This window comes from Aerococcus sp. HMSC10H05 (genome assembly GCF_001806975.1).
GTDB lineage: Bacteria > Bacillota > Bacilli > Lactobacillales > Aerococcaceae > Aerococcus > Aerococcus viridans_B.
In genome coordinates this window covers 1-22,435 of sequence record NZ_KV786949.1, presented here as the reverse complement: position 1 = coordinate 22,435, position 22,435 = coordinate 1, and the positions used below count along the sequence as shown (strand labels likewise).

Genomic DNA, 22,435 nt, shown 5'->3' with positions numbered 1-22,435 from the left:
ATCATTTTATTTAAGTAAGATTTACTAATTTGTTGGTAAAAAGTTTATTTACTAATAATAAGAATAGTTATGGTGAGCAATTTGATACACGTATGCTAGAATGAAGATAACAAAATGAGCCACATTTTAAATAGGAGGTCAGCTATGGCTAAAGTAACGAATTTAACGTTACGGCACAAAACACTGTATAAGTTATTTGTTCGTAATTTTACAGAGGAAGGGACATTCAAATCGATTATTCCGGAGCTTCAACGATTAAAAGATTTGGGCGTAGATATTATTTTACTGCAGTCTATCTTTCCAACTACTGACTTGAGGGTTGCTGATAATCTGGAAGGTAATCCGATGATTGTGAAAAATATCTCTGAGGTATCACCAGAGTATGGTAGCTTAGACGATTTTCGTGAATTAGTGGATACTATTCATGAAATGGGTATGCAGGTGATGTTAAACTTGCAATTATTTCATTTAGCAAAGGATTCGGAATTAGTTAAAGAACATCCTGAATACTTCTTACATAATGAACAGGGTGAAATGATTTCTCGATTGGATATCTACGATAGCTCATATGACTTAGACTATACTAATCCTAAATTATGGGATTACATCATTGAAAATCTAAAATATTGGGCTAAATTTGTGGATGGGTTTGCAGCAAACCATGCCCAACTGATTCGTCCTGAATTTTGGGCATCAGCACGAGCTGAAGTGGAAGATGTGCATCCATATTTCTATTGGGTGGCTGCGTCCATGCCTTTATCAATCCTAACGAAGTTACAACAAATGAATATGTTGTATTGGACAGAAGGGGAATTGTATCCTAATTTTGACGTGGTTGATCAAATTCCAGGATCCTTTTATACGGACCGTTTTTATCACGGAGATATGTCTTTAGAAAACTTTGTGGGTACTTTAAATCTCCAAGAATTGATGATGCCAAACACATACGTAAGTATGCGTTCTTTAGAGTTTGAGGAATTTCCACGTTTTGCAGAAAGTGTTAAACCAGGTAGTGAACTAGAAAACTGGACAGCTTTTGCCTTCTTCCAAAAAGGGATAGCAAGCATATTTATGGGACAGGAATATGGATTAAAGGAACATTTTAACTTCCGAAGTGGTGAAACGATTAACTGGGCTATTCAACAAGATTTAACGCCATTAATCAATCGTATGTCACAAATTAAGAAACGAGAAGTATGTAAGAGTGGCTACTATACGATTATGCCTGCTGGAGATTCAACAGTAATACTTTCTTATCATTATTATACGCAGCATTTGTTTGGCATTTTCAAATTGAAAGAAGAAGGACAACCTAGTGAAATTGAATTGAATATACCTGATGGAGAATATAGAGATGAAATATCTAAAGCCAATTATCAGGTTGTGAATGGTCGTGTAACATTTGGAGATAAGCCAGTTGTTATTTCATATGAAGGTGATATGAAACTACCAGAATATTTTAAAAAAGATGGAGGAAATGGATAGATGTATAAATTAATCGCATTTGATATTGATGGAACTTTAGTAAATTCAAAAAAAGAGGTGTCTCAAGCGACTAAAGAAGCGCTTCATAAACTGCATGATGCAGGTATCCATGTGGTGATCTCATCAGGTAGACCTTATAAAGGTGTACTACTAAATGCAGATTTAGTTGGTCGTGAGATCGTACCATTTGTTTCTTGTTTTAATGGTGGTTTAGTAAAAGAAGTAGCAACTGATAATACCGTCTTTTCACATGCCTTAACCAACGATGAATTACAAAGTTGGGTTGAATTAGCTAAGGCACATGATTTGGATGTGCATGCCCATGATGATCAATATGTGATTGTGCAAGATGCACCTAAAGATCAATATGTAGATATTGAGTCTAAATTAAATGAGATGCCAATCAGAACAGTTGATTTCTTTGATGGAGAAGTTATGGCGCCCAAAGTGATGATTACTGCTGAACCAGAAAAATTAGATGCTTTTATCACAACTTTAGATACTAGTCTATTTGAAAAATACTCGATTATGAAATCTGAGCCATTCTTCTTAGAAATTATGCCAAAAGGCGTGGATAAAGGAGAAGCTTTAGCTAAATTAGCAGAAAGCTTAGGTATTGATCAAAGTGAAACAATGGCTTTTGGTGACCAAGCGAATGATTTATCGATGATTAAATGGGCTGGTTGTGGGGTTGCTATGGGTAACGCAATTGACGAATTAAAAGACAATGCCCAATATGTGACAGCATCCAATGATGATGAAGGGATTGCAAAAGCATTAGAAAAATTAGTTTTTGCTGCTCAATAAAATTTGGGTGAATAATAAGTTCCCATCCCTATGAATAGTGATTTATTATAAACTTTGTTATACTATTAGTATGACAAGCTGTCAGCTGTAAATGAGAAATTGAACAGATTTTAAGGAGTGAAATGAATGTTTGACAACACGGATATTTTAGCAACAAACGCTATTCGTGCTTTAAGCACAGATATGGTGGATAAAGCAAATTCTGGTCACCCAGGTTTACCTCTAGGTGCCGCACCAATGGCTTATGCTCTTTGGTCTAAACACATTCGTCAAAACCCACAACATAGCAAATGGACTAACCGTGACCGTTTTGTATTGTCTGCTGGACATGGTTCTGCAATGCTTTATAGCTTACTGCATTTATCAGGATTCGATGTATCTTTAGAAGATACAAAAAACTTCCGTCAGTTTGGTTCAAAAACCCCTGGTCACCCAGAGGTTCACGAAACAGATGGTGTAGAAGCGACAACAGGTCCATTAGGTCAAGGATTTGCTAATGCAGTAGGTATGGCAATGGCTGAAGCACATGACGCTGCTGTTTATAATAAAGACGGTTTTAACGTTGTGGATCATTTTACTTACACCCTAGTTGGTGACGGTGACTTGATGGAAGGTGTAACGCAAGAAGCAGCATCTTTAGCTGGTCATTTAAAACTGAACAAATTAATCGCTTTATACGATTCAAATGACATTTCATTAGACGGACCTACTTCCAAAGCCTTTACTGAAAATGTTGGAGATCGTTTCAAAGCTTACGGCTGGGAACATATCCTAGTAAAGGATGGTAACGATTTAGAAGCAATTAATACTGCTATCGAGCAAGCAAAAGCGAACACTGATCAACCTACATTAATTGAAATTAAGACAATCATTGGTTTCGGTGCTGAAAAACAAGGGACATCTGGTGTTCACGGAGCACCATTAGGTTTAGAAGGGTCCACTTTTGCTAAACAAAACTTTGGTTGGACCTATGATGCATTTGATATTCCACAAGAAGTTTATGACCGTTTCAATGAAGTTGTAGGCGCTCGTGGTCAATCTGAAGAAGAAGCTTGGAACAAGCTATTTACTGACTATAAAGCAGCTTACCCAGACTTAGCGGCGCAATATGAACGTGCTTATGCAGGTAAATTACCTGAAGGTTGGGGAGCTAACATCCCTGTTTATGAAGTAGGCGATAAAGCAGCAGCAAGTCGTAAAACTTCTCAAGCAGCTATTCAAGAAATTGGTAAAGCATTACCAGAATTCTGGGGTGGATCAGCGGACTTATCTTCTTCTAACAATACGATGAATGATGCAGATGAAGAATTCCAAGCTGGCTCTTATCAAGGACGTAATATTTGGTATGGTGTGCGTGAGTTTGCGATGGCTGCAGCGATGAATGGTATTGCTTTACATGGTGGTTCTAAAACTTATGCTGGTACATTCTTCGTCTTCTCTGACTATCTACGTCCAGCGGTTCGTTTAGCTGCGATTTCAAAATTACCAGTAACTTATGTCTTTACCCATGACTCAATTGGTGTTGGAGAAGATGGTCCAACACATGAACCAATTGAACAATTGGCTTCCTTCCGTGCAATGCATAACGTAAACGTATTGCGTCCTGCTGATGGTAATGAAGTAGGCGTAGCTTGGAAATTAGCCCTTGAATCAGAAGAAACACCAACGATGCTAGTCTTAACACGTCAAGACTTACCGGTCTTAGAAGGGACTAAAGAAAAGGCTGAAGAAGGTGTCCGTAAAGGTGCATACGTTATTTCTCCAGCAGCAGGTGAGCAAACAGGTATCTTAATTGCGACCGGTTCGGAAGTAAGCCTAGCGATTTCGGCTCAAGCGAAATTAGCTGAAGAAGGTATCCACGTATCTGTCGTATCTATGCCATCACAAGAAATTTTTGATGCACAAGATGAAGCATATAAAGAGACTGTATTACCAAAAGCCATCACTAAACGTGTGGCTGTTGAAATGGGTGCTTCATTCGGTTGGACGAAATACACTGGCTTAGATGGTGCTATTGTTGGTATTGACCGCTTTGGTGCTTCAGGTAAAGGTGACTTAATCCAAGAAGCATATGGCTTTACAGCTGAAAATGTTGCTAATACATTTAAACGTTTAGCTGACTAATTTGTCAGTCAGGTCCTTTGTCCAAACATCACTCAAGAATTCGCTAACAGGAGGCCGTAACAAAATGAAATTTTTCTTAGATACAGCAAATATCGATGAAATCAAACGTATTAATGACTTAGGACTAGTTGACGGTGTCACAACTAATCCATCTCTAGTGGCTAAAGAAGGACGCGATTTCGAAGAAGTCATCAAAGATATCGCTAGCACAATCGATGGCCCAGTTTCTGCTGAAGTTACAGGGTTAACTTATGAAGAAATGATTGAAGAAGCACATGAGATTGCTAAATGGGCAGACAATGTTGTGGTTAAGATCCCTATGACTGAAGCTGGTTTGAAAGCTGTAAATACACTGTCTAAAGAAGGTATTAAAACAAATGTGACTTTAATCTTCTCTGTTTCGCAGGGATTAATGGCAGCAAAAGCGGGTGCAACTTATATTTCACCATTTATTGGCCGTATCGATGACATCGGTCAAGATGGATTGAAATTAATTGCAGAATTACGTGAAGTATTAGATATCTACGGTTATGAATCTGAAATCATTGCAGCATCTATCCGTCACATAGCGCACTTTGAAGGTTCTGCGTTAGCAGGTGCACATATTGGTACGATTCCAGGTAGCCTATTCCCTAAATTATGGGGACATGTGCTGACTGACAAAGGCATTGAAGGCTTTACAGCAGACTGGGAAGCTTATCAAAATCGTCACAAATAAACTTAGATTGAAAGTAGGGCGATCGTAATGGATGAGGTTAGACGTATTTTTCAAACCTACGAACCACGTCCTCTAGATGTTGAAAAAGCCTATGCTGTCTTGATTCCCTTAGTGAAACTCGAAGGTGAATGGCATATTTTATTTGAACACAGGGCAATCGGCATTTCCCAAGCAGGGGATGCCGCTTTTCCTGGTGGTCGGGTAGAGGCTGGTGAAAGTTTTGAACAAGCTGCTATCCGTGAAACGGCAGAAGAGTTGGGTATCAGTCCTGACAAAATTGCAGTTGTTGGTGAAATGGATTATATTGTGATGGGTAAACGAATGATTGGTTGCTATGTTGGTGAATTAGTGATTGATAGTTTAACGCAGTTAACCCTAAACAAAAATGAAGTAGACCATATCTTCACAGTACCATTGCGTAAATTGAAAGCCATGGAACCTGACGTACATTATGTAGCCCACCATCAAGAAGTGTCTGATGATTTTCCTTTTGACCTAATTCCAGGTGGGAAACAATATGATTTTGGCCGATCTGAACGACGAGGCGTTTATTTTTACAATATTAAAGGGGAACATTTATGGGGAATGACTGCTAAATTAACTGCTCGTTTTGTGGATATACTGAAGGGTAAACATCTTGCATTTAACCAAGATGACAAGGAAGGCTAGCATAATGTTAGCCTTTTATTGTAGCGTGAATTCATGGTATGATAACGCCACATATACTACAAATTTAGATATCGAGGTTTATTATGGATCATCAAAAAGAACGGACCGCCAGATTAACTGTCATTAGTTTGATGTTGGCGATTTTAATTATTCAAACTTTTGTTCCTGGCATCGGCTATATACCGATTGGACCAGTCCAGGCAACAATTATTCATTTAACAGTGATTATTGGTGCTAGTTTATTTGGCCCACAAACAGGACTTATCCTCGGTGCTGCTTGGGGAATTTTACGGATGATCAAGGCAGCGATTGTGCCCGATATCATGTCAGTCGTTTTCTTAAATCCGTTAGTATCTGTTATTCCGCGGATGCTAGTTGGTTTTATTTCAGGATGGATTGCTGTATATCTTGATGGTAGGGTAAAAGATAGAACAAAATTCATCATTACGGGTGTTACCGGCTCTATAGTGAATACCGTTACTGTTTTGGGTGCGATTTACCTATTTTCAGCAGAATCTTATGCGAATGCACTCAATATTCCAACGTCTGCTTTAATTGGTACATTCTTAGTTACTATTGGTGGTAATGGATTATTAGAAGCTGTCACTTCAGGGATTTTGACACCTATTTTATCCTTACCTTTAAGTAAATCACTTAAAAGATCCGGAATAAATACTTAATTGGAGGTCAGATTGATGACACAAGTAACTTGTAAACGAACAAAGGCAGTACAATCACATCGAATTATGCCTAACCAAACCAATTTTTATAAGAATTTATATGGTGGTCAAATATTATATATCATGGATAATGTGGCTTCTGTATCTGCAGGACGTTTGACGCCTTATGGCACAATGACAGCTAACATGGATGATATTCATTTTGTGGCGCCTTTGCCAGAAGGTGATATTGCCCATGTTGAAACCTATGTAACGGGGGCAGGTAAACGTTCGATGGAGATTTTTGCCAAAGTTATTGGTGAAAAACATAATGGTGAGCGTTATTTAGCTGCAACGGCCTTTCTAACCTATGTAGTCCTGAAAGACTATGTTGACCCTGACTATCATTTACCAGAAGTTGTTGCACATACGGATGAAGAAGTTTACTTATGTAATGGTTATGAGGCCCGCAAAGCTGGTCATGCTGATAAGCGAAGTTCAATGAAAGCATTGGTTAGTCATTTGACAGTTGACTTGCTCGATTAACAAAACTATTTTTACAGGAAAAAGACTTGAGATATTGACTTTTATGGGTTAATCAAGCAAAATATAAGCTATAAGAATAAATAAACGATTTGTAGACTAGTAATATTGTTAAGGATTAAGCGAGATGTGATCAGGTGTAAGCATATCCCCACTAACAATATGAACCTACTACATGTAAAAATCACCTTGAAAAAGGTACGGTGGCGCCGTTATCGTCTTTGAGAGAGTTGGAGAGCTATTGTATCTTCAATTAAAAAAGGTGGCACCGCGAGCATTTCGTCCTTTATGGATGAGGTGCTCTTTTTGGTTACAGAAATATATTTAAAGGAGTATAAAAATGGTAAAGCAAGAGGCAGCAGAAAATTTACAACAAACAGATTTTTCAAAATGGTATTTACAAGCGATTCAACAGGGCGATTTGATGGATTATGGTCCTGCCCGTGGAACAATGATATTTAAACCAGATGGCTTTTTATTGTGGGAATCGTATAAAGAGGCCTTCAATGAAATGTTGAAGAAGGAAGGTATTCGTAACGCTTACTTCCCAATGTTAATTCCCAAACATTTCTTCGAAAAAGAGGCTGATCACGTAGAAGGTTTCGCACCTGAATTGCCATGGGTAACTGAAGCAGGTGAGGAGAAATTAGAAGAGCCATTGGCATTACGTCCAACTTCTGAAACCTTATTTGGTAATGCGATGTCAGATTGGATTAACTCATACCGTGATTTACCAATGGAGTTAAACCAATGGGCTAACGTCTTCCGTTGGGAAAAACGTACATTACCGTTTATCCGTACATCAGAATTCTTATGGCAAGAAGGGCATACAGCACACGCAACTGAAGAAGAAGCACGCGAACGTACGATGAAAATGTTGCACTACTACACTGACTTAGTAAAAGAAGTATTTGCAATGCCAGTTTACGAAGGACAAAAAACACCATCAGAACGCTTCGCTGGTGCGGTAGATACCTTCTCGATTGAAGCGATGACAAAAGATACTAAAGCCATTCAAGCAGGGACTTCTCACTATCTAGGCCAAAACTTTGCAGAAGCCTTTGATATTAAATTCTTGAATGAAGAAAACCAACATACCTATGTGCATACAACGTCTTGGGGTTCATCCACTCGTTTGGTGGGTGCAATGATTATGATTCACGGTGATGAAAAAGGTTTAGTTTTACCTCCTCGTGTTGCTGGTACACAAGTATCACTAATCCCTGTTGGTAATATCAAGAAAAATCCACAAGTACTTGAGAAATTACAAGAAATCAAAGCAACATTATTAGATGCTGGATTACGGGTAAATCTTGATGACTCAAATAACTCACCAGGTTATAAATACAACGAATCTGAAGTACATGGTGTACCATTGCGCATTGAATTTGGTCCGCGTGATATGGAAAAGAACCAAGTTATGATAAAAATGCGTGATGTTGATGGTAAAGAGGCATTTTCACTAGATCAAGACCTAGTAACTGAAATTCATAACCGTTTTGATGAAATGCACCAACGTCTATACGATAAAGCAGTAGCCTTCCGTGCTGAAAATGAGCATTTTGATATTGACACAATGGACCAATTGACTGCTCACTTAGCAGCATGTGAAGAAAATGGCGAACGACCAGGTTGGATTTTAGCTGGTTGGGATGGTACTGATGAGTCAGAAGCAGCCATCAAAGAAGCCACAGGATTTACTTCACGTAATATCCCATTCAACCCACCAGTAGAAAAAACAGTTGACCTATATTCTGGTAAACCTGCTAAATACACTGTGTGGTATGCACGCGCTTATTAATAGATATGAAAGCAGGTGAGACAAAAGGCCTTTAGAATTGACGTACTGGACCAAAAGTCGAACAATAACGACATGTGATTGGCGCCTTTTAGCCAGTATCGGACAAGGCTGACTTTTGAAACCTGATGATAAATATTTTTATATAGCAAAGAGAGGCTTGGATATTTTTGTCCCAGTCTCTTTAATATGAAGAATAGAGATATACTTAATATACTCTTAAAATATAAAATATCTTTTATTCACATTAAGTGGCAGATTGTCACAGTATAATCATATTTTATTGGTAAAATGCATATGCATGGAATGAGAACCGTAAAATATCAAAATGAATAAGGAGTAATACATGTCGAAAAGAAGAAAAAAATCTAGTATTAAACCGCTAGTACCCTTCTTCGTTCTAGGAGTGGCTTTAATCGCAGTGTTAATTGCTATATTTAAATATAATGATGAGGATAATGGAGAAAATGCAGATGAATCTTTGACGGCTACTGTAGATGATTCAAATGCAGTAGGGTCAGCTAGCGATGTCGTGTTAACGCTAAGTGGTGAAGAAGTTTATAATGTTGATTTCATGCAAGCCAACGGTGTCGCTATGATTGAACCAAGTTCTTATAACTCAATGGCGGATGTCATTGAAGATACAATGACCGAGTTTGGTGTAGATGAAAGTCAAATTTCATTAGTATTCACCAATTATCAAACAGGTGAAAGCTATACAGTGAATGAAAATAACTTTCAAACAGCCGCTTCTATTATAAAATTACCATTATCAGTTATTTATGTAGATGCGATAAATGAAGGCGCCATTGATTGGGATACAGAAGTGCCTTATACATATGCTGATTATGAAGAGGGCGATGGGACGATCACTGCAGCAGTTGCTAACGGTACAGGGCAAGCAGCCTATACGATCGAGGATTTAATCGCTAATGCCTTGATGTATTCAGATAATACAGCAACGAATATGTTGATTAGATATTATAATGAACTTTACGGATCAGGTGCATATAATACAAGCATTGCTAATAGTGTAGATGTTCCAATTGATGAGTCGTTTTATAGTGATAACGTTGCTTCTGCTGAACTGATATCAGCTTACTATGATTTATTAGCAACGGATGATACTTATCAAGCACTAGTAGATTACCTGTTGAATACATCGCCGGACCGTTTGTTTACAACCTATGTGAATAGTAGTCTCATGGCGAATAAATATGGTAGTTATGGTACAGCTTTAAATGATGGTGGTATCTATTATGAAAACGATCAAGCGCAGTATAGTTTAGTTGTCCTAACAGATGGCCTATCAGATGGAACGAGTTTCTTGGAGAATTTAAACTTGCGTGTAAATCAATACTACCGAGCAAATTACCTATAGATTTTCGAGCTATTTTTGTAGATGAAGAGTCGTTTACTTAGATCACTTAAAAGCAAAAAAAGATGGTTTCAATTCAGCTACACTGAATTAAAACCATCTTTTTTTAATTTGCTGATTATCTAGGCATCACTAGAATGCGACCTTTTTTAAAAGGGCGTAAGAGCACAGGTTGACCATAAAAATCATGCAATCGGTCGGGATCAAGCATTAAGGAACGGTCACCTTTAGCAAAGATTTCTCCATCTTTTAATAAACAGATTTTTTGATATAAAGGAATAATTTCTTCTGTATGATGGGTAACCATTAATTGCGTAACCTCAGGTTTTTCTTTAGCTAATTGGTCTAGCATAGCTAAAAGATTTTCCCGGGCAAATAAATCTAAACCACTAGTTGGTTCATCCAAAATCAAAAGTTCTGGTTCTGCCATTAAAGCCCGCAGAATGAATACGGTCTGTCGTTCGCCTTGAGACAACGTTGCCATTCTTCGATCTTTGAAAGCTTGGAAATTAAAGGTAGTTAAGAGGTCTTCAGCTTCTAAAATGAAGTCATCAGTTACTTTCTTATATAGACCAAGACTAGCGAATTTACCTGAAATGATGGTCTCCAATACAGATAGATGACTGGGGATTTCTTGGCTAATCCAAGCAGAGACTATGCCAATCCGCTTTTGTAAGTCAGGAATTGAAGATACGCCAAATAATTGATCAAGCACTTTCACTTGGCCACTAGAGGGAAAGCGGTAGCCTGTTAGGATGTTAATGATGGAAGACTTTCCCGATCCGTTTAGGCCAAGAAGCGCCCAGTGTTGGCCTTGGTTGATTGTCCATTGAATGTTTTTTAGAATGGATTTATCTTGGCGGTTAAAGCAAACTTTGTCTAACTCGATAATAGGTTTTCCTTGGGTAGTTGTCATGGGACGTATCCTTTCTAAATTAAGTCAAATATTGTACTGATTTAAACTTATCATACCAATATAGAATGTCAATATGGCGAATGATTAAGATATAAATTAGAATCCAATTAAAATAATCAATTGACAAGTTAAAGAGTTCTCAGTATACTTTCGTTATTGAATCATTAAAAAGACGAAAGGAGTTTCACTCATGATGAAATCGTTCAAAGCAGCGAATTTTAATATTGTAGTCATTATCGTGACTTAGGACTGGAATTAACAACTGTTAATTTGAGTCCTATTCGATGTTGAGTGGGACTTGGCATCCCACATAGTGTATGTGGGATGCCTTTTTTATTGTTTTCAATACTTAAAAATGGAATTTAAAGAAATGGGGTGCTCATGTGGAGAGAACTAAGAAGACCAGTATAGGAACAGAGTTACTCGTCAATGCCTTGCGAGATGAAGGTGTAGAGATCATCTTTGGCTATCCTGGTGGTGCAGCATTACATATTTATGATGAATTTTTCCGCCAGAACGTCAATCACATCTTAGCTCGTCATGAACAAGGCGCTGGTCATATGGCAGATGGCTATGCCCGCGTGGCTGACAAAGTGGGTGTAGCGGTGACAACTAGTGGACCGGGAGCGACAAATATTGTCACAGCGGTGGCAACAGCGCAGATGGATTCGGTGCCTCTAGTCGTCATTTCGGGTCAGGTAACGACATCTGGTATTGGGAAAGACGCCTTTCAGGAAACCGACGTTGTCTCTTTAATGACGCCAATCACAAAATATGCCTACCAAGTCGAAGATGCTAAAGATATACCACGCATTATTAAGGAAGCTTTCTATTTAGCTAATTCTGGTCGAAAAGGCCCTGTTTTAGTAGATATTCCTAAAGACATTGGTGTTCAGGAAGTAGCCTTAAAAGACATTGATGACCACTTTGACTTACCCGGTTACTACTTGGAAGATGACTTAGACTTGGAAGCGGTGGCTGCAATTAAGGAAGCCTTGCTTGCAGCTGACAAACCCTTGTTGTTAGTGGGAAATGGTATTGTAAAATCCAAAGCATATCAAGAACTGCGGGATTTTGTCCATCGTTACAATATTCCGGTAACGCATACCTTATTAGGGATTGGATTACTTGCTAGTGATGATCCATTAAATCTAGGAATGGCAGGGATGCATGGTACGTACGCCGCCAATATGGCTTTGATGGAGACAGATTGTCTCTTGAATATTGGCAGTCGCTTCGATGACCGAGTAGCCTCTAATCCTAATAATTTCGCACCAAATGCCAAGATTATCCATGTAGATATTGATCTAGCGGAGATTGGCAAAATCATCCAACCGGATATTACTTTATTAGCAGATGCTAAAAAGGTATTGGATGCTCTTTTACAAGAACCTATTGCAGGTTGGTCTGATAAGACAGATTGGTTGACCCACCAAGCGGATAATCAAGCGCTACATCCCACTCGAGTGCCAGAGATGACAGATACGATTCGACCACAAGCGGTACTGGATTACTTAGGTAAGGCAACAGACGGTCAGGCTTATATTGTGACCGATGTTGGCCAACATCAAATGTGGGCTGCCCAGTATTACCCTTACCAATTCCCTGGCCAAAACTTAACTTCAGGTGGTTTAGGTACTATGGGTTACGGTGTGCCAGCAACGATTGGAGCGTCATTCGCGGCAGATGCGAAACATCCTGTTGTAGGGATCATCGGTGACGGTGGTTTCCAAATGACCAACCAGGAATTGAATATCATTCAGCATTACGGTATCCAACCAAAATTTATTATTTTAAATAATACGGTGCTTGGGATGGTGCATCAGTGGCAACATGCTTTCTATTCAGACCGTTATTCACATTCTGAATTTGGATCGAGTTTGCCAGACTTCGTGAAATTGTCAGAAGCTTTAGGCGTGAAGGCGGCTAAGGTAACGGACCCAGCGGATATGCAGGCGGCGGTAGATGAGATGTTGGCTTATGATGGGGCTTATGTTTTAGAAGTCTTAATCGATAAATACGAGAGCGTTACCCCAATGGTGCCATCTGGTAAGGCAAATAATGAAATGGAGGGCTTGTCATGATCTTTCAATTTATTCAATTAAAGGTAGTGAACAGACCGGGTGTCTTAAACCGAGTGACGCAAGTTGTCCTCAAGCCGCGTTATAACATTGATACCTTGGCCTTAGCAGGTACAGAGGATCCAGCGATTTCCTATATTACAATTGGCATTAATTTTCAAGATTTAGACGCAGCGACCCTTTTGACTAGACAATTATTAAAGCAAGTTGATGTGGTGAGTGCACAACAATTAGACCCATCTGAACTTGGATAAGCAAATTATTTTAAAAACATTGATACAAGGATACATGACAGAATATATATGGAGGCAAAAATTATGGCACAAGTATACTATGAAAAAGATATGACCAGTAATGCATTATCAGGTAAACAACTCGCTGTCATCGGCTATGGTTCACAAGGGCATGCCCATGCACAGAACTTACGAGACAACGGTCAAAATGTCATTATCGGAATCCGTGAAGGTAGTTCAGCTAACCGGGCGCGTAATGATGGATTTGATGTTTACTCAGTTGCTGAAGCGACGAAAAAAGCAGATGTCATCATGATTTTATTACCAGATGAAATCCAAAAAGATACTTATACAAATGAAATTGCACCGAATCTTGAAGCGGGGAATGCCTTAGCTTTTGCACATGGTTTCAACATTCATTTTAAAAATATTCAACCGGATGCTGCAATTGATGTTTTCATGGTTGCACCAAAAGGGCCAGGACACTTGGTTCGTCGTGAATTTACCAAAGGGTCAGCGGTGCCATCATTATTTGCTGTGTACCAAGATGCGACTGGTACTGCGCGTGATTTAGCCATGTCTTGGGCAGATGGTATTGGCGCAACACGTGTAGGTATTATTGAAACTGACTTCCGTGAAGAAACAGAATCTGACTTATTCGGTGAACAAACGGTATTAATGGGAGGCACAACGCATTTAATCCAAGCAGGTTTTGAAACGTTAGTTGAAGCAGGCTATCAACCAGAGATCGCTTACTTTGAAGTCATGCATGAATTGAAATTGATTGTAGATCTATTATATGAAGGTGGTATGGACCACATGCGTAAATCATGTTCTAATACTGCAGAATTTGGGGACTATGTATCAGGTCCACGCTTAATTACACCAGATGTTAAGGACCGTATGAAAGCAGTTTTAGCGGATATCCAAGATGGTTCGTTTGCGAAACGCTTCACTGATGATTACGATAACGGCTTTAAAGACTTCTACGCGATGCGTGAAAAAGAGCAAGGACATCCAATCGAAGAAGTTGGTGGTCGCTTACGCGAAATGATGCCGTTTGTGAAAGAAAATGCGGTAGATACAAATAACTAAAGCTATAAAAAAAGGGTCAAGATGAAAGAGGGAAACTATATGGTCAAACGCGTCAACAAGGAGAAGGTACTAAGTGCCTATAAAAAATTACAGTCGGTCGTCAAGCAGACACCTTTACAATATGATCAATACTTATCTGAGACGTACCAAGCCAATATTTACTTGAAACGAGAGGACTTACAGGTTGTTCGTTCATTTAAATTAAGGGGCGCTTACTATTCAATTAGTGAACTCAGTGAAGAAGATCTAGCTAAAGGTGTTATCTGTGCCTCAGCCGGTAACCATGCCCAAGGGGTAGCCTTTGCTTGTAATGAAAAACAAGTGATGGCGACGATTTATATGCCGAATACGACACCCGCTCAAAAAATTAACCAAGTAAAATACTTTGGCGGTGACTACGTGAATATTGTGATTGAAGGAGATACCTTTGATGCCTGTAATCATGCTGCGCATGAATATGGTGCTGAACACCAGATGACTTTTATTGAGCCTTATGATGATGAAAATGTCATTGCAGGCCAAGGGTCATTAGCTGTTGAAATCCACCACAGTCTAACTGCCGACGGGGAAACTGCAGACTATGTTTTAGTGCCCATCGGTGGGGGTGGATTGATCTCTGGTGTATCAGCTTATGTCCGTGAAGCGATGCCTGAAACCAAAATTGTTGGCGTTGAACCAGCCGGTGCAGCGTCCATGAAACTGGCCCTTGACCACGGTCAGCCGACAGCACTTGAGAAAGTGAACAAATTTGCGGATGGTACAGCAGTTGGTAAGGTAGGAGATATCACCTTCGAATATGCTAAGGATAATATCGACCGTCTTGAAACCGTTGAAGAAGGCAAAATTGCGGGGACAATTATTGATTTGTACACCAAACAAGCTATTGTAGCCGAGCCTTCAGGCGCTTTGACTGTATCTGCCTTAGATAATATGGGAGACGACCTAGTTGGTAAAACAGTCGTCTGCATCATTTCTGGGGGGAATAATGACATTAACCGTATGGCCGAAATTGAGGAGAAAGCATTGATTTATTCAGGAACCAAACAATATTTTGTAGTGAATTTTCCGCAACGACCGGGTGCCTTAAAAGAATTTTTAACGGACGTTTTGGGGCCAGACGATGATATCGCTAAGTTTGAATATACCAAAAAAATTTCTCGCTCAAATGGCCCAGCCCTAGTTGGTATCCTACTAGGTGATTATGAAACCCTACCAGGATTATTAGAGAGATTAAAGAATTTCGATGCAAATTATATTTCTGTATCGGAAAATCCAACTTTATACGAATTTTTAGTCTAAATCCCCATTGATCATAAATGATAGAAAAAACCTATAACAACAACATTGAAAACGTTTCATAAAAAGGCTTTCATTTTTATTTGTACCATGCTATAATGTTTTTGAGGCAATCTAGACCTCTCATAGATTGCATCATCCTTTCATTTTTGTTTTTTTCCTTTTTCACCCTCAAGCGATGAGGGTGTTTTTTATTTTATTGAATAATAATAATAGAATGCTTAATGATTATTGTTATTTTAAGCTCAAATCATCATTGTTTTAATGGGCATTCAAAAAAATTTAGAAAACGTTTTCGAAATATCTTGACAACGTTTCCATTGCGAGGTATTATTGCACTTAGATAAAGAACAAGTACTCTGTATACTGGATTCGTTACGGTGCGGCCGGCAAGACCAGGCATCAAAGTTATCGTATATTAGCCTAAGGACTAATATTCAGACTTTTTTGCTCTGGTCTTTTTGTATATATAGGCTTGTTCCCATCAAGTCATCGAGAGAAGGTGTGGGGAAATTTGTTTTAAAATTGTAAAGCGTATTAATAATAATGTCGTATTTTCAAGTGATGATGACGGACGTGAGATGATTTTAATTGGAAAAGGGTTAGGCTTCCAAGCCAAGGTTGGCGATCCAATCGATGGCAACAAAATTGAAAAACGTTATTATCCTGAAGGAGACGTTGATCTCGAACACATTTTGATGGTGATGACAAATGCTAGTGAGGAAGAAATGTATTGGATTTATAAAATCGTATCCCTCTTCAAAAAGAAGATGGATGTGGCATTCAATCCTAATCTCTTCCTTACACTGACCGACCATATCTTATTTGCGATTCATCAGCAAAAACAAGATCCCGATTTGATGAATCCCATGCAATGGGAAATAAAAAGGATTTACCCTAAAGAGTATGCGATCGCTGAAGAGGCGGTGGACTTGGTTCGACAAAAATTGTCACCGAATTTTCCGCAAACAGAAGTCGCTGCAATCACCCTACATTTTGTAAATGCACAACTGGACCGAACGGCTAACCAATCTGCTTATGAGCAGATGGCGTTGACAAATGATATTATTCGAATTGTTCAGTTTGCTACGAATATTGATATCGATGAGAATTCTGTATATTTTCAACGTTTTGTTACCCATATTCGTTACTACTTAATACGACAGGGACAAGAGTAAGAAAATGACCAACCGGTTAAAAATGACCGAATGGTTGAATTGGCCTTCATCTCTTATCCAAAAGAGAAAGAAGCAGCCGATAAAATTAAGGAATACCTATTAGAAGCTAAGGGTTGGCAAGTTAATGATATGGAATTATTATATTTAATCCTACATATTGGAAATCTTGTGAACCATTCAGCTAATAAAGAAAAATAGAATGATATCTAGTTACGGAAAAATACTGGATTCGTTACGGTTCGGCCGGCAAGACCTGCATTTTCTATTTGATTAGTAGCTTAGGATAGGCGTGTGTGTACCTCCCTACACATACGCCCATCCTAAGGTATTTCAAAAATAGATTTGTGGGTCTTTTTTGTATAGTCAGTTAGGTTTTATAAAAGAAAAGGAGTAGAGAAAATGGCGAAATACACCCAATTAGCTGAAGATATTGTCGACAAAGTCGGCGGTAAGGAGAATGTTAAGGAAGTAAGACATTGTGTTACACGTTTGCGTTTCTATTTAAAAGACGAAAACAAAGCCAATACAGAATATTTGAAGAAGCGTGATGGTGTGGTCACAGTCATGAAAGCTGGAGGACAATACCAAGTAGTTATTGGAAACCACGTACCAGAGGTATATGAAGAGGTACTGAAAGTTGGGAACTTTGCTGGTGGTGGCGAAGTAGATGCGGATGATGACGGCGATAAAGGGAACTTGTTTGACCAGTTTATCGATATTGTTTCCGGCTTATTCCAACCCTTCCTAGGCGCTTTAGCAGCTGCCGGTATCTTAAAAGGGGTGACAGCCCTATTAGCGGCTACTGGTGTAGATACAGCATCAGGTATTTATATCTTAATGAATACTATTGGTGATGGCTTGTTCCAATACTTACCAATGGTATTAGCGGTATCAGCTTCTAAGAAATTCAAAATGAATACTTATACAGCAGTTGCGATTGCAGGCGCATTAGTATATCCAGGTTTAGCTGAATCATTAACTGAAGCAACTAATATATTCGGGTTAAACTTTACGCTACCAGCGGGTGGCTACTACAACACCGTATTACCGATCTTACTAGCCATATTTGTAGCTTCTAAAATTGAGAAATTTATGAAGAAAGTTACCCCAGATGTTTTGAAATTATTCGCAGTACCAATGGTTACCTTATTAGTAACTATTCCATTAACTTTCCTATTAGTAGGACCTATCGCGAATACAGCATCTGCTTGGATTGGGATTGCTTTCCAATCAATTTATGACTTTAGTCCAATTATCTATGGATTTATTTTAGGGGCAGCATGGCAAGTAATGGTCATGTTTGGTTTACACTGGGGTCTTGTACCAATTGCCATTTTGGATATGGCACAAAATGGCTCATCAGTTATCCTGACAGCCGCAGTGTTACCATGTTTCACTCAAGTGGGTGTGCTTGCCGCTATTTATCTTAAAACTAAAGAAGACAAAGTCAAAAAAGGGGTTTTACCTACATTGATTTCAGCAATCTTTGGAGTAACTGAACCAGCAATCTATGGGTACACTCTACCGATGCGTACACCATTTATCATTTCATGTATTGTTTCAGGTATTGTCGGTGTTTACTTATCAATCTTTAATGTTACTGGTTACGCAATGGGTGGTATGGGTATCTTCTTATATCCAGCTTATATTGACCCAGCGACAGGTTCATTCCATTCCGTTATTCATCTAGCAATCGGAACCGTAATCGCTATTATATTAGCATTTGTAATTCAAATGTTTGTAAAAGTACCTACCTTATACGGAGATGACGAAACAGTTAGTGCAACTGAACCAACACCAAGTGAAGACCAACCTGTCTTAGTGTCTGCTAGTGTGTCAGATGCTAAAGATCAAATTTTGAATAGCCCATTACAAGGTAATATCGTCCCTTTAAGTTCATTAGATGACCAAGTATTTGCTACTGGGGCAATGGGACAAGGGGTTGCCATTGAACCGAGCGAAGGTTTAGTTACAGCGCCGGCAGATGGATTAGTGCAAATTCTTTTCCCAACGAAACATGCAATTGGTTTCATCACAGATGATGGTGTGGAAATTTTAATCCATATTGGGATGGATACAGTTGAACTAGAAGGTAAATTCTATGAAGCGCATGTAACACAAGGTGACCATGTTAAAGCAGGAGATCCGTTAGAAACCTTTGATATTGAAGCGATTAAAGCTGCAGGTTACCAAGTCACTACACCGGTTATCATTACCAATACACAAGCTTATAAAGATGTGACAACTACTGAAGCAAGTACAGTTTCCTTTACAGATGAATTAATAGAAGTATTTGCATAGACACTAAAGCATTAACGAAAGAGGGATTATATGACAGACAAGACATTTCCACAAGGTTTTTTATGGGGCGGGGCAACGGCAGCCAATCAATTTGAAGGTGCTTGGAATGAAGGTGGTCGTGGGCCAGCGACATCTGATACAGCGGTAGCGGTAGCACCAGAAGACCGGAAGAATATTTCAGATTTCGCCTCACCGATGAATCGTGAGCGTGTACAGTTTGCTTTAGCAGATCAAGAAGGTTTATACCCTAAACGTTGGGGTTCTGACTTCTACCATCGTTATAAAGAAGATATTGCCTTGTATGCTGAGATGGGCTTTAAAACTTTCCGTTTATCCATTGCTTGGTCACGTATCTTCCCGAATGGTGATGATAAAGAGCCAAACGAAGAAGGCCTAGCTTTCTATGATGCTGTTTTTGATGAATGCTTGAAATATGGTATCGAACCGTTAGTGACTTTATCTCACTATGAAACACCAATCGGCATTGCTTTAAATTATGGTGGTTGGAAGAACCGTGAAGTAATTGATTTATTCGTGAAATACGCGCAAACAGTTCTAGAACGTTACCAAAATAAGGTGAAATACTGGTTAACCTTCAACGAAATTAATATTATGGGAATTTCCGGATATGTAGGTGGTGCTTTATTATTTGAAGATGGTAAACAAAACTTATCTGACATGTACCAAGCAGCCCACCATCAATTTGTAGCATCTGCTTTAGTAACCAAATTTGCCCATGAATTAAAAGCGGATTTAAAAGTAGGAATGATGTTAGCGCGTATGGAAGCTTATCCAGCATCTCCAAACCCATTAGATGTTATGGAATCAGTTCACAAAGACCATGAAAATCTATTCTTCTCAGATGTTCAAGTACGTGGTAAATATCCGGCTTACACCAAACGTTTCTTTAAAGAAAACAATATTCATGTAGAAATGGCTGAGGGTGATGAAGCGATTTTAGCTGCACATCCAGTTGACTTCATGTCATTCTCTTACTACATGTCATCGATTGCTCGCTATAATCCGGATGAAGGCACAGGTACAACTGCAGGTAATTTCTCTATTTCAGAAGAAAATCCTTATTTAGAAGCCTCTGACTGGGGTTGGCAAATTGACCCAGTTGGTTTACGGATTACCTTAAACAAATTATATGACCGTTACCAAGTGCCATTATTTATCGTGGAGAATGGTCTAGGTGCTTTCGATACAGTAGAAGCTGATGGATCAATACATGATGACTACCGTATCGACTACCTAAAATCACATATCCAACAAATGTACGAAGCCATTCAAGATGGTGTAGATTTAATGGGGTATACACCATGGGGCTGTACTGACTTAGTATCTGCATCAACCTTTGAAATGTCTAAACGTTATGGATTTGTCTATGTAGATGCAGACGACCAAGGAAATGGTACATTTGACCGGTCACGTAAAGATTCATTCTTCTGGTACCGTGATGTGATTCAATCAAATGGCGCTAATATTTTAAACTAATCAGCGTTAACTTACTGACCCTCAAAATTAGACTCAAAAATCTGATTTTGAGGGTTTTCTCAATTGTTTAAATAAGGAATGACTTAAAAAATCTTTAGCGGGGGGGTAGAATAAAATTTTATAGCAATAACGTCACTGTATCTGGATTCTCTGTAGGTGGAAGAGATGTGATGGCTATGTTAATTTCACCTCTTTTTGAAGGGAAGTTTGATAAGGCAATTTCATCTAGTGGTGGTATGACAGTCGCAGATGAGGAAAAGAGCCAGGATATTTTTGCTGAAAATATTGCACCTTTAGTAGTAGAAGATGGCGTAAAAAATGATGAAAATGAAGCGAAAGAATGGTTACTGACTTCAGATGAAGCAGTCAAAGATTACTTGTATCATCTTGATGGTGGTCGATTAGTTGGGTTAATGTGCAATGCAGGTATTCGTATGAACGTCTTCCCTCATCTTATACAGAAGCACAAAAGATTGACTTGTTATCTGAAGTGATGAATGGACGTTGGTTCAGCTATGCGTTAGATAAAGAATATCACAATCTATCTGAATATGATCAATAGTAGTCCTAAGTAGTGTTGGCAAATTTGTAGAAATTTTCACCAACAATCGTTTTGATGATCACTACTATCTACTATTGCATGACAAAAAATACAGGACAGACAGCTATTCCTATAAACGTCTAGTCCTGTATTTGTGATGCATTATGTTACTTGTCAGTGTCAATTGCATCTTCAGCCTTTTTTTCTTGTTCAGCGGCTTGTTTTTTCTTTGCATCGCGAACGGCTTGAGGAGTTACATCCGTACCTTCAGGGTCAATTACCCGAGTGTTTAAGATAATGTCATTAAAGGCTGAACGGAATTGTTTCAAGTAAACTTGACGCAATTCTTTTTGTTCAAGAAGTTCTTCCTCTGTAATTGTACCAGCTTTTTTCTTAGCTGCGAGCTCGTTAATGCGTTTTAGTAATTGATCAGAATCCATTGGTTATCATTCCTTTTTTGTATTAGCCAACAGCGGTAGCATACCATCCCTTCGCTGCTTGTAATTCAGACATAGATAAGGAATGACCATAGTCCTCCCAATGCAGGGTGACCGGGCTACCAGCTGATTGAAGGCTGGTTTTGAGTTCTTCACTTTCGCTTGGTGCACAGATTGGATCATTAGTACCCGCACCAATAAATACGGGTGTATGATTAAGGTTTGGCATCTCTTCATTTCTAAATGGTACCATAGGGTGGAGTAAAATCGCGCCCTTGAAAGGATTATCATATAGGTATAAGATACCGCCAGCAATATTGGCACCGTTTGAGTAGCCAATTGGTACGACGTTTGCTGGATTGAACCCTTTTTCCCAAGCCAAGGCTTCAATGAAATTATACAGGTCTTTAGCATGGTATTTCAAGTTTTCAATATCTAAGTTCCCTTCACCGTGACGTTTAAAGAAACGATTCATGTGCCCCTCTGGTTCATTCCCACGTAGTGACAGGACATTTGCATTTGGATCAATGAATTGAGCAATCTCCAGTAGGTCGTGTTCTGTTCCACCTGTTCCGTGTAAGAGTAGTAGGGTATTCGCTTCGGCTTGTTGTTTCGCTGGTTGATAAATATATTCGTAACTCATATATAAACTCCTCGTATAATAAGATTAGTCTTAAAT

At 38.9% G+C, this 22,435-nt stretch carries 21 protein-coding genes; 18 read left to right on the top strand and 3 right to left on the bottom strand.

From position 1 onward, the window contains the following. The first annotated feature begins 144 nt into the window (after window positions 1-144). The 9 genes from HMPREF3116_RS01155 (at window position 145) to HMPREF3116_RS01115 (ending at window position 10,184) form a co-directional block, all read left to right on the top strand. Entirely contained in the window at window positions 145-1,485 is a 1,341-nt protein-coding gene (locus tag HMPREF3116_RS01155; protein WP_070467066.1) for an alpha-amylase family glycosyl hydrolase, read from the top strand. Next, on the top strand, window positions 1,486-2,292 hold the full coding sequence (locus HMPREF3116_RS01150) for a Cof-type HAD-IIB family hydrolase (RefSeq protein WP_070467064.1): 807 nt from the start codon (window positions 1,486-1,488) through the stop codon (window positions 2,290-2,292). A gap of 126 nt (window positions 2,293-2,418) precedes the next feature. Next, window positions 2,419-4,416, top strand: coding sequence for a transketolase (gene tkt / locus HMPREF3116_RS01145; RefSeq protein ID WP_070467063.1), 1,998 nt, complete (start codon window positions 2,419-2,421; stop codon window positions 4,414-4,416). Between the two features lie 64 nt (window positions 4,417-4,480). Further along, entirely contained in the window at window positions 4,481-5,134 is a 654-nt protein-coding gene (gene fsa, locus HMPREF3116_RS01140) for a fructose-6-phosphate aldolase (RefSeq protein ID WP_070467061.1), read from the top strand. A gap of 27 nt (window positions 5,135-5,161) precedes the next feature. Then, window positions 5,162-5,803: an NUDIX hydrolase gene (locus HMPREF3116_RS01135; RefSeq protein ID WP_070467060.1), complete on the top strand. Its 642-nt coding sequence runs from the start codon at window positions 5,162-5,164 to the stop codon at window positions 5,801-5,803. An 83-nt stretch (window positions 5,804-5,886) separates the two neighbouring features. After that, window positions 5,887-6,483, top strand: coding sequence for an ECF transporter S component (locus HMPREF3116_RS01130; protein ID WP_070467058.1), 597 nt, complete (start codon window positions 5,887-5,889; stop codon window positions 6,481-6,483). 15 nt (window positions 6,484-6,498) lie between these two features. Beyond that, window positions 6,499-7,008, top strand: coding sequence for an acyl-CoA thioesterase (locus HMPREF3116_RS01125; RefSeq protein ID WP_070467057.1), 510 nt, complete (start codon window positions 6,499-6,501; stop codon window positions 7,006-7,008). Between the two features lie 337 nt (window positions 7,009-7,345). Beyond that, complete coding sequence (gene proS, locus HMPREF3116_RS01120) at window positions 7,346-8,806, top strand: proline--tRNA ligase (RefSeq protein WP_070467055.1); 1,461 nt, start codon at window positions 7,346-7,348, stop codon at window positions 8,804-8,806. Between the two features lie 343 nt (window positions 8,807-9,149). Continuing rightward, the gene (locus tag HMPREF3116_RS01115) at window positions 9,150-10,184 is read left to right on the top strand and encodes a serine hydrolase (RefSeq protein WP_070467053.1); all 1,035 of its coding nucleotides are present in this window, start codon (window positions 9,150-9,152) and stop codon (window positions 10,182-10,184) included. A gap of 115 nt (window positions 10,185-10,299) precedes the next feature. On the opposite strand, the gene HMPREF3116_RS01110 is transcribed toward HMPREF3116_RS01115, so the two are convergent. Further along, complete coding sequence (locus HMPREF3116_RS01110) at window positions 10,300-11,097, bottom strand: ABC transporter ATP-binding protein (RefSeq protein WP_070467051.1); 798 nt, start codon at window positions 11,095-11,097, stop codon at window positions 10,300-10,302. Window positions 11,098-11,480: 383 nt separating this feature from the next. On the opposite strand from HMPREF3116_RS01110, the gene ilvB reads away from it, so the two are divergent. From ilvB to HMPREF3116_RS01070, 9 genes are all read left to right on the top strand, one after another. Continuing rightward, on the top strand, window positions 11,481-13,181 hold the full coding sequence (ilvB, locus tag HMPREF3116_RS01105; protein ID WP_070467049.1) for a biosynthetic-type acetolactate synthase large subunit: 1,701 nt from the start codon (window positions 11,481-11,483) through the stop codon (window positions 13,179-13,181). After that, window positions 13,178-13,432: an ACT domain-containing protein gene (locus HMPREF3116_RS01100; protein WP_070467048.1), complete on the top strand. Its 255-nt coding sequence runs from the start codon at window positions 13,178-13,180 to the stop codon at window positions 13,430-13,432. The genes ilvB and HMPREF3116_RS01100 overlap by 4 nt, the downstream gene beginning before the upstream one ends. Window positions 13,433-13,495: 63 nt before the next feature. Then, a complete protein-coding gene (ilvC, locus tag HMPREF3116_RS01095) occupies window positions 13,496-14,506 on the top strand; it encodes a ketol-acid reductoisomerase (protein ID WP_070467047.1) in 1,011 nt (336 codons plus the stop codon). Between the two features lie 39 nt (window positions 14,507-14,545). Further along, a complete protein-coding gene (ilvA, locus tag HMPREF3116_RS01090; protein WP_070467045.1) occupies window positions 14,546-15,805 on the top strand; it encodes a threonine ammonia-lyase IlvA in 1,260 nt (419 codons plus the stop codon). A 488-nt stretch (window positions 15,806-16,293) separates the two neighbouring features. Next, on the top strand, window positions 16,294-16,980 hold the full coding sequence (locus HMPREF3116_RS01085; RefSeq protein ID WP_308409781.1) for a PRD domain-containing protein: 687 nt from the start codon (window positions 16,294-16,296) through the stop codon (window positions 16,978-16,980). A gap of 30 nt (window positions 16,981-17,010) precedes the next feature. Further along, on the top strand, window positions 17,011-17,178 hold the full coding sequence (locus HMPREF3116_RS09100) for a PRD domain-containing protein (protein WP_246819006.1): 168 nt from the start codon (window positions 17,011-17,013) through the stop codon (window positions 17,176-17,178). A gap of 201 nt (window positions 17,179-17,379) precedes the next feature. After that, window positions 17,380-19,281, top strand: a complete 1,902-nt coding sequence (locus HMPREF3116_RS01080) for a beta-glucoside-specific PTS transporter subunit IIABC (RefSeq protein WP_070467043.1) — start codon at window positions 17,380-17,382, stop codon at window positions 19,279-19,281. A gap of 30 nt (window positions 19,282-19,311) precedes the next feature. Continuing rightward, window positions 19,312-20,778: a glycoside hydrolase family 1 protein gene (locus HMPREF3116_RS01075; RefSeq protein WP_070467041.1), complete on the top strand. Its 1,467-nt coding sequence runs from the start codon at window positions 19,312-19,314 to the stop codon at window positions 20,776-20,778. A 170-nt stretch (window positions 20,779-20,948) separates the two neighbouring features. Further along, on the top strand, window positions 20,949-21,272 hold the full coding sequence (locus tag HMPREF3116_RS01070; protein WP_070467040.1) for a hypothetical protein: 324 nt from the start codon (window positions 20,949-20,951) through the stop codon (window positions 21,270-21,272). Window positions 21,273-21,486: 214 nt separating this feature from the next. On the opposite strand, the gene HMPREF3116_RS01065 is transcribed toward HMPREF3116_RS01070, so the two are convergent. Continuing rightward, a complete protein-coding gene (locus HMPREF3116_RS01065) occupies window positions 21,487-21,759 on the bottom strand; it encodes a DUF896 domain-containing protein (RefSeq protein ID WP_070467038.1) in 273 nt (90 codons plus the stop codon). A 22-nt stretch (window positions 21,760-21,781) separates the two neighbouring features. Beyond that, window positions 21,782-22,399, bottom strand: a complete 618-nt coding sequence (locus HMPREF3116_RS01060; RefSeq protein WP_070467036.1) for an alpha/beta hydrolase — start codon at window positions 22,397-22,399, stop codon at window positions 21,782-21,784. Window positions 22,400-22,435 lie beyond the last annotated feature (36 nt).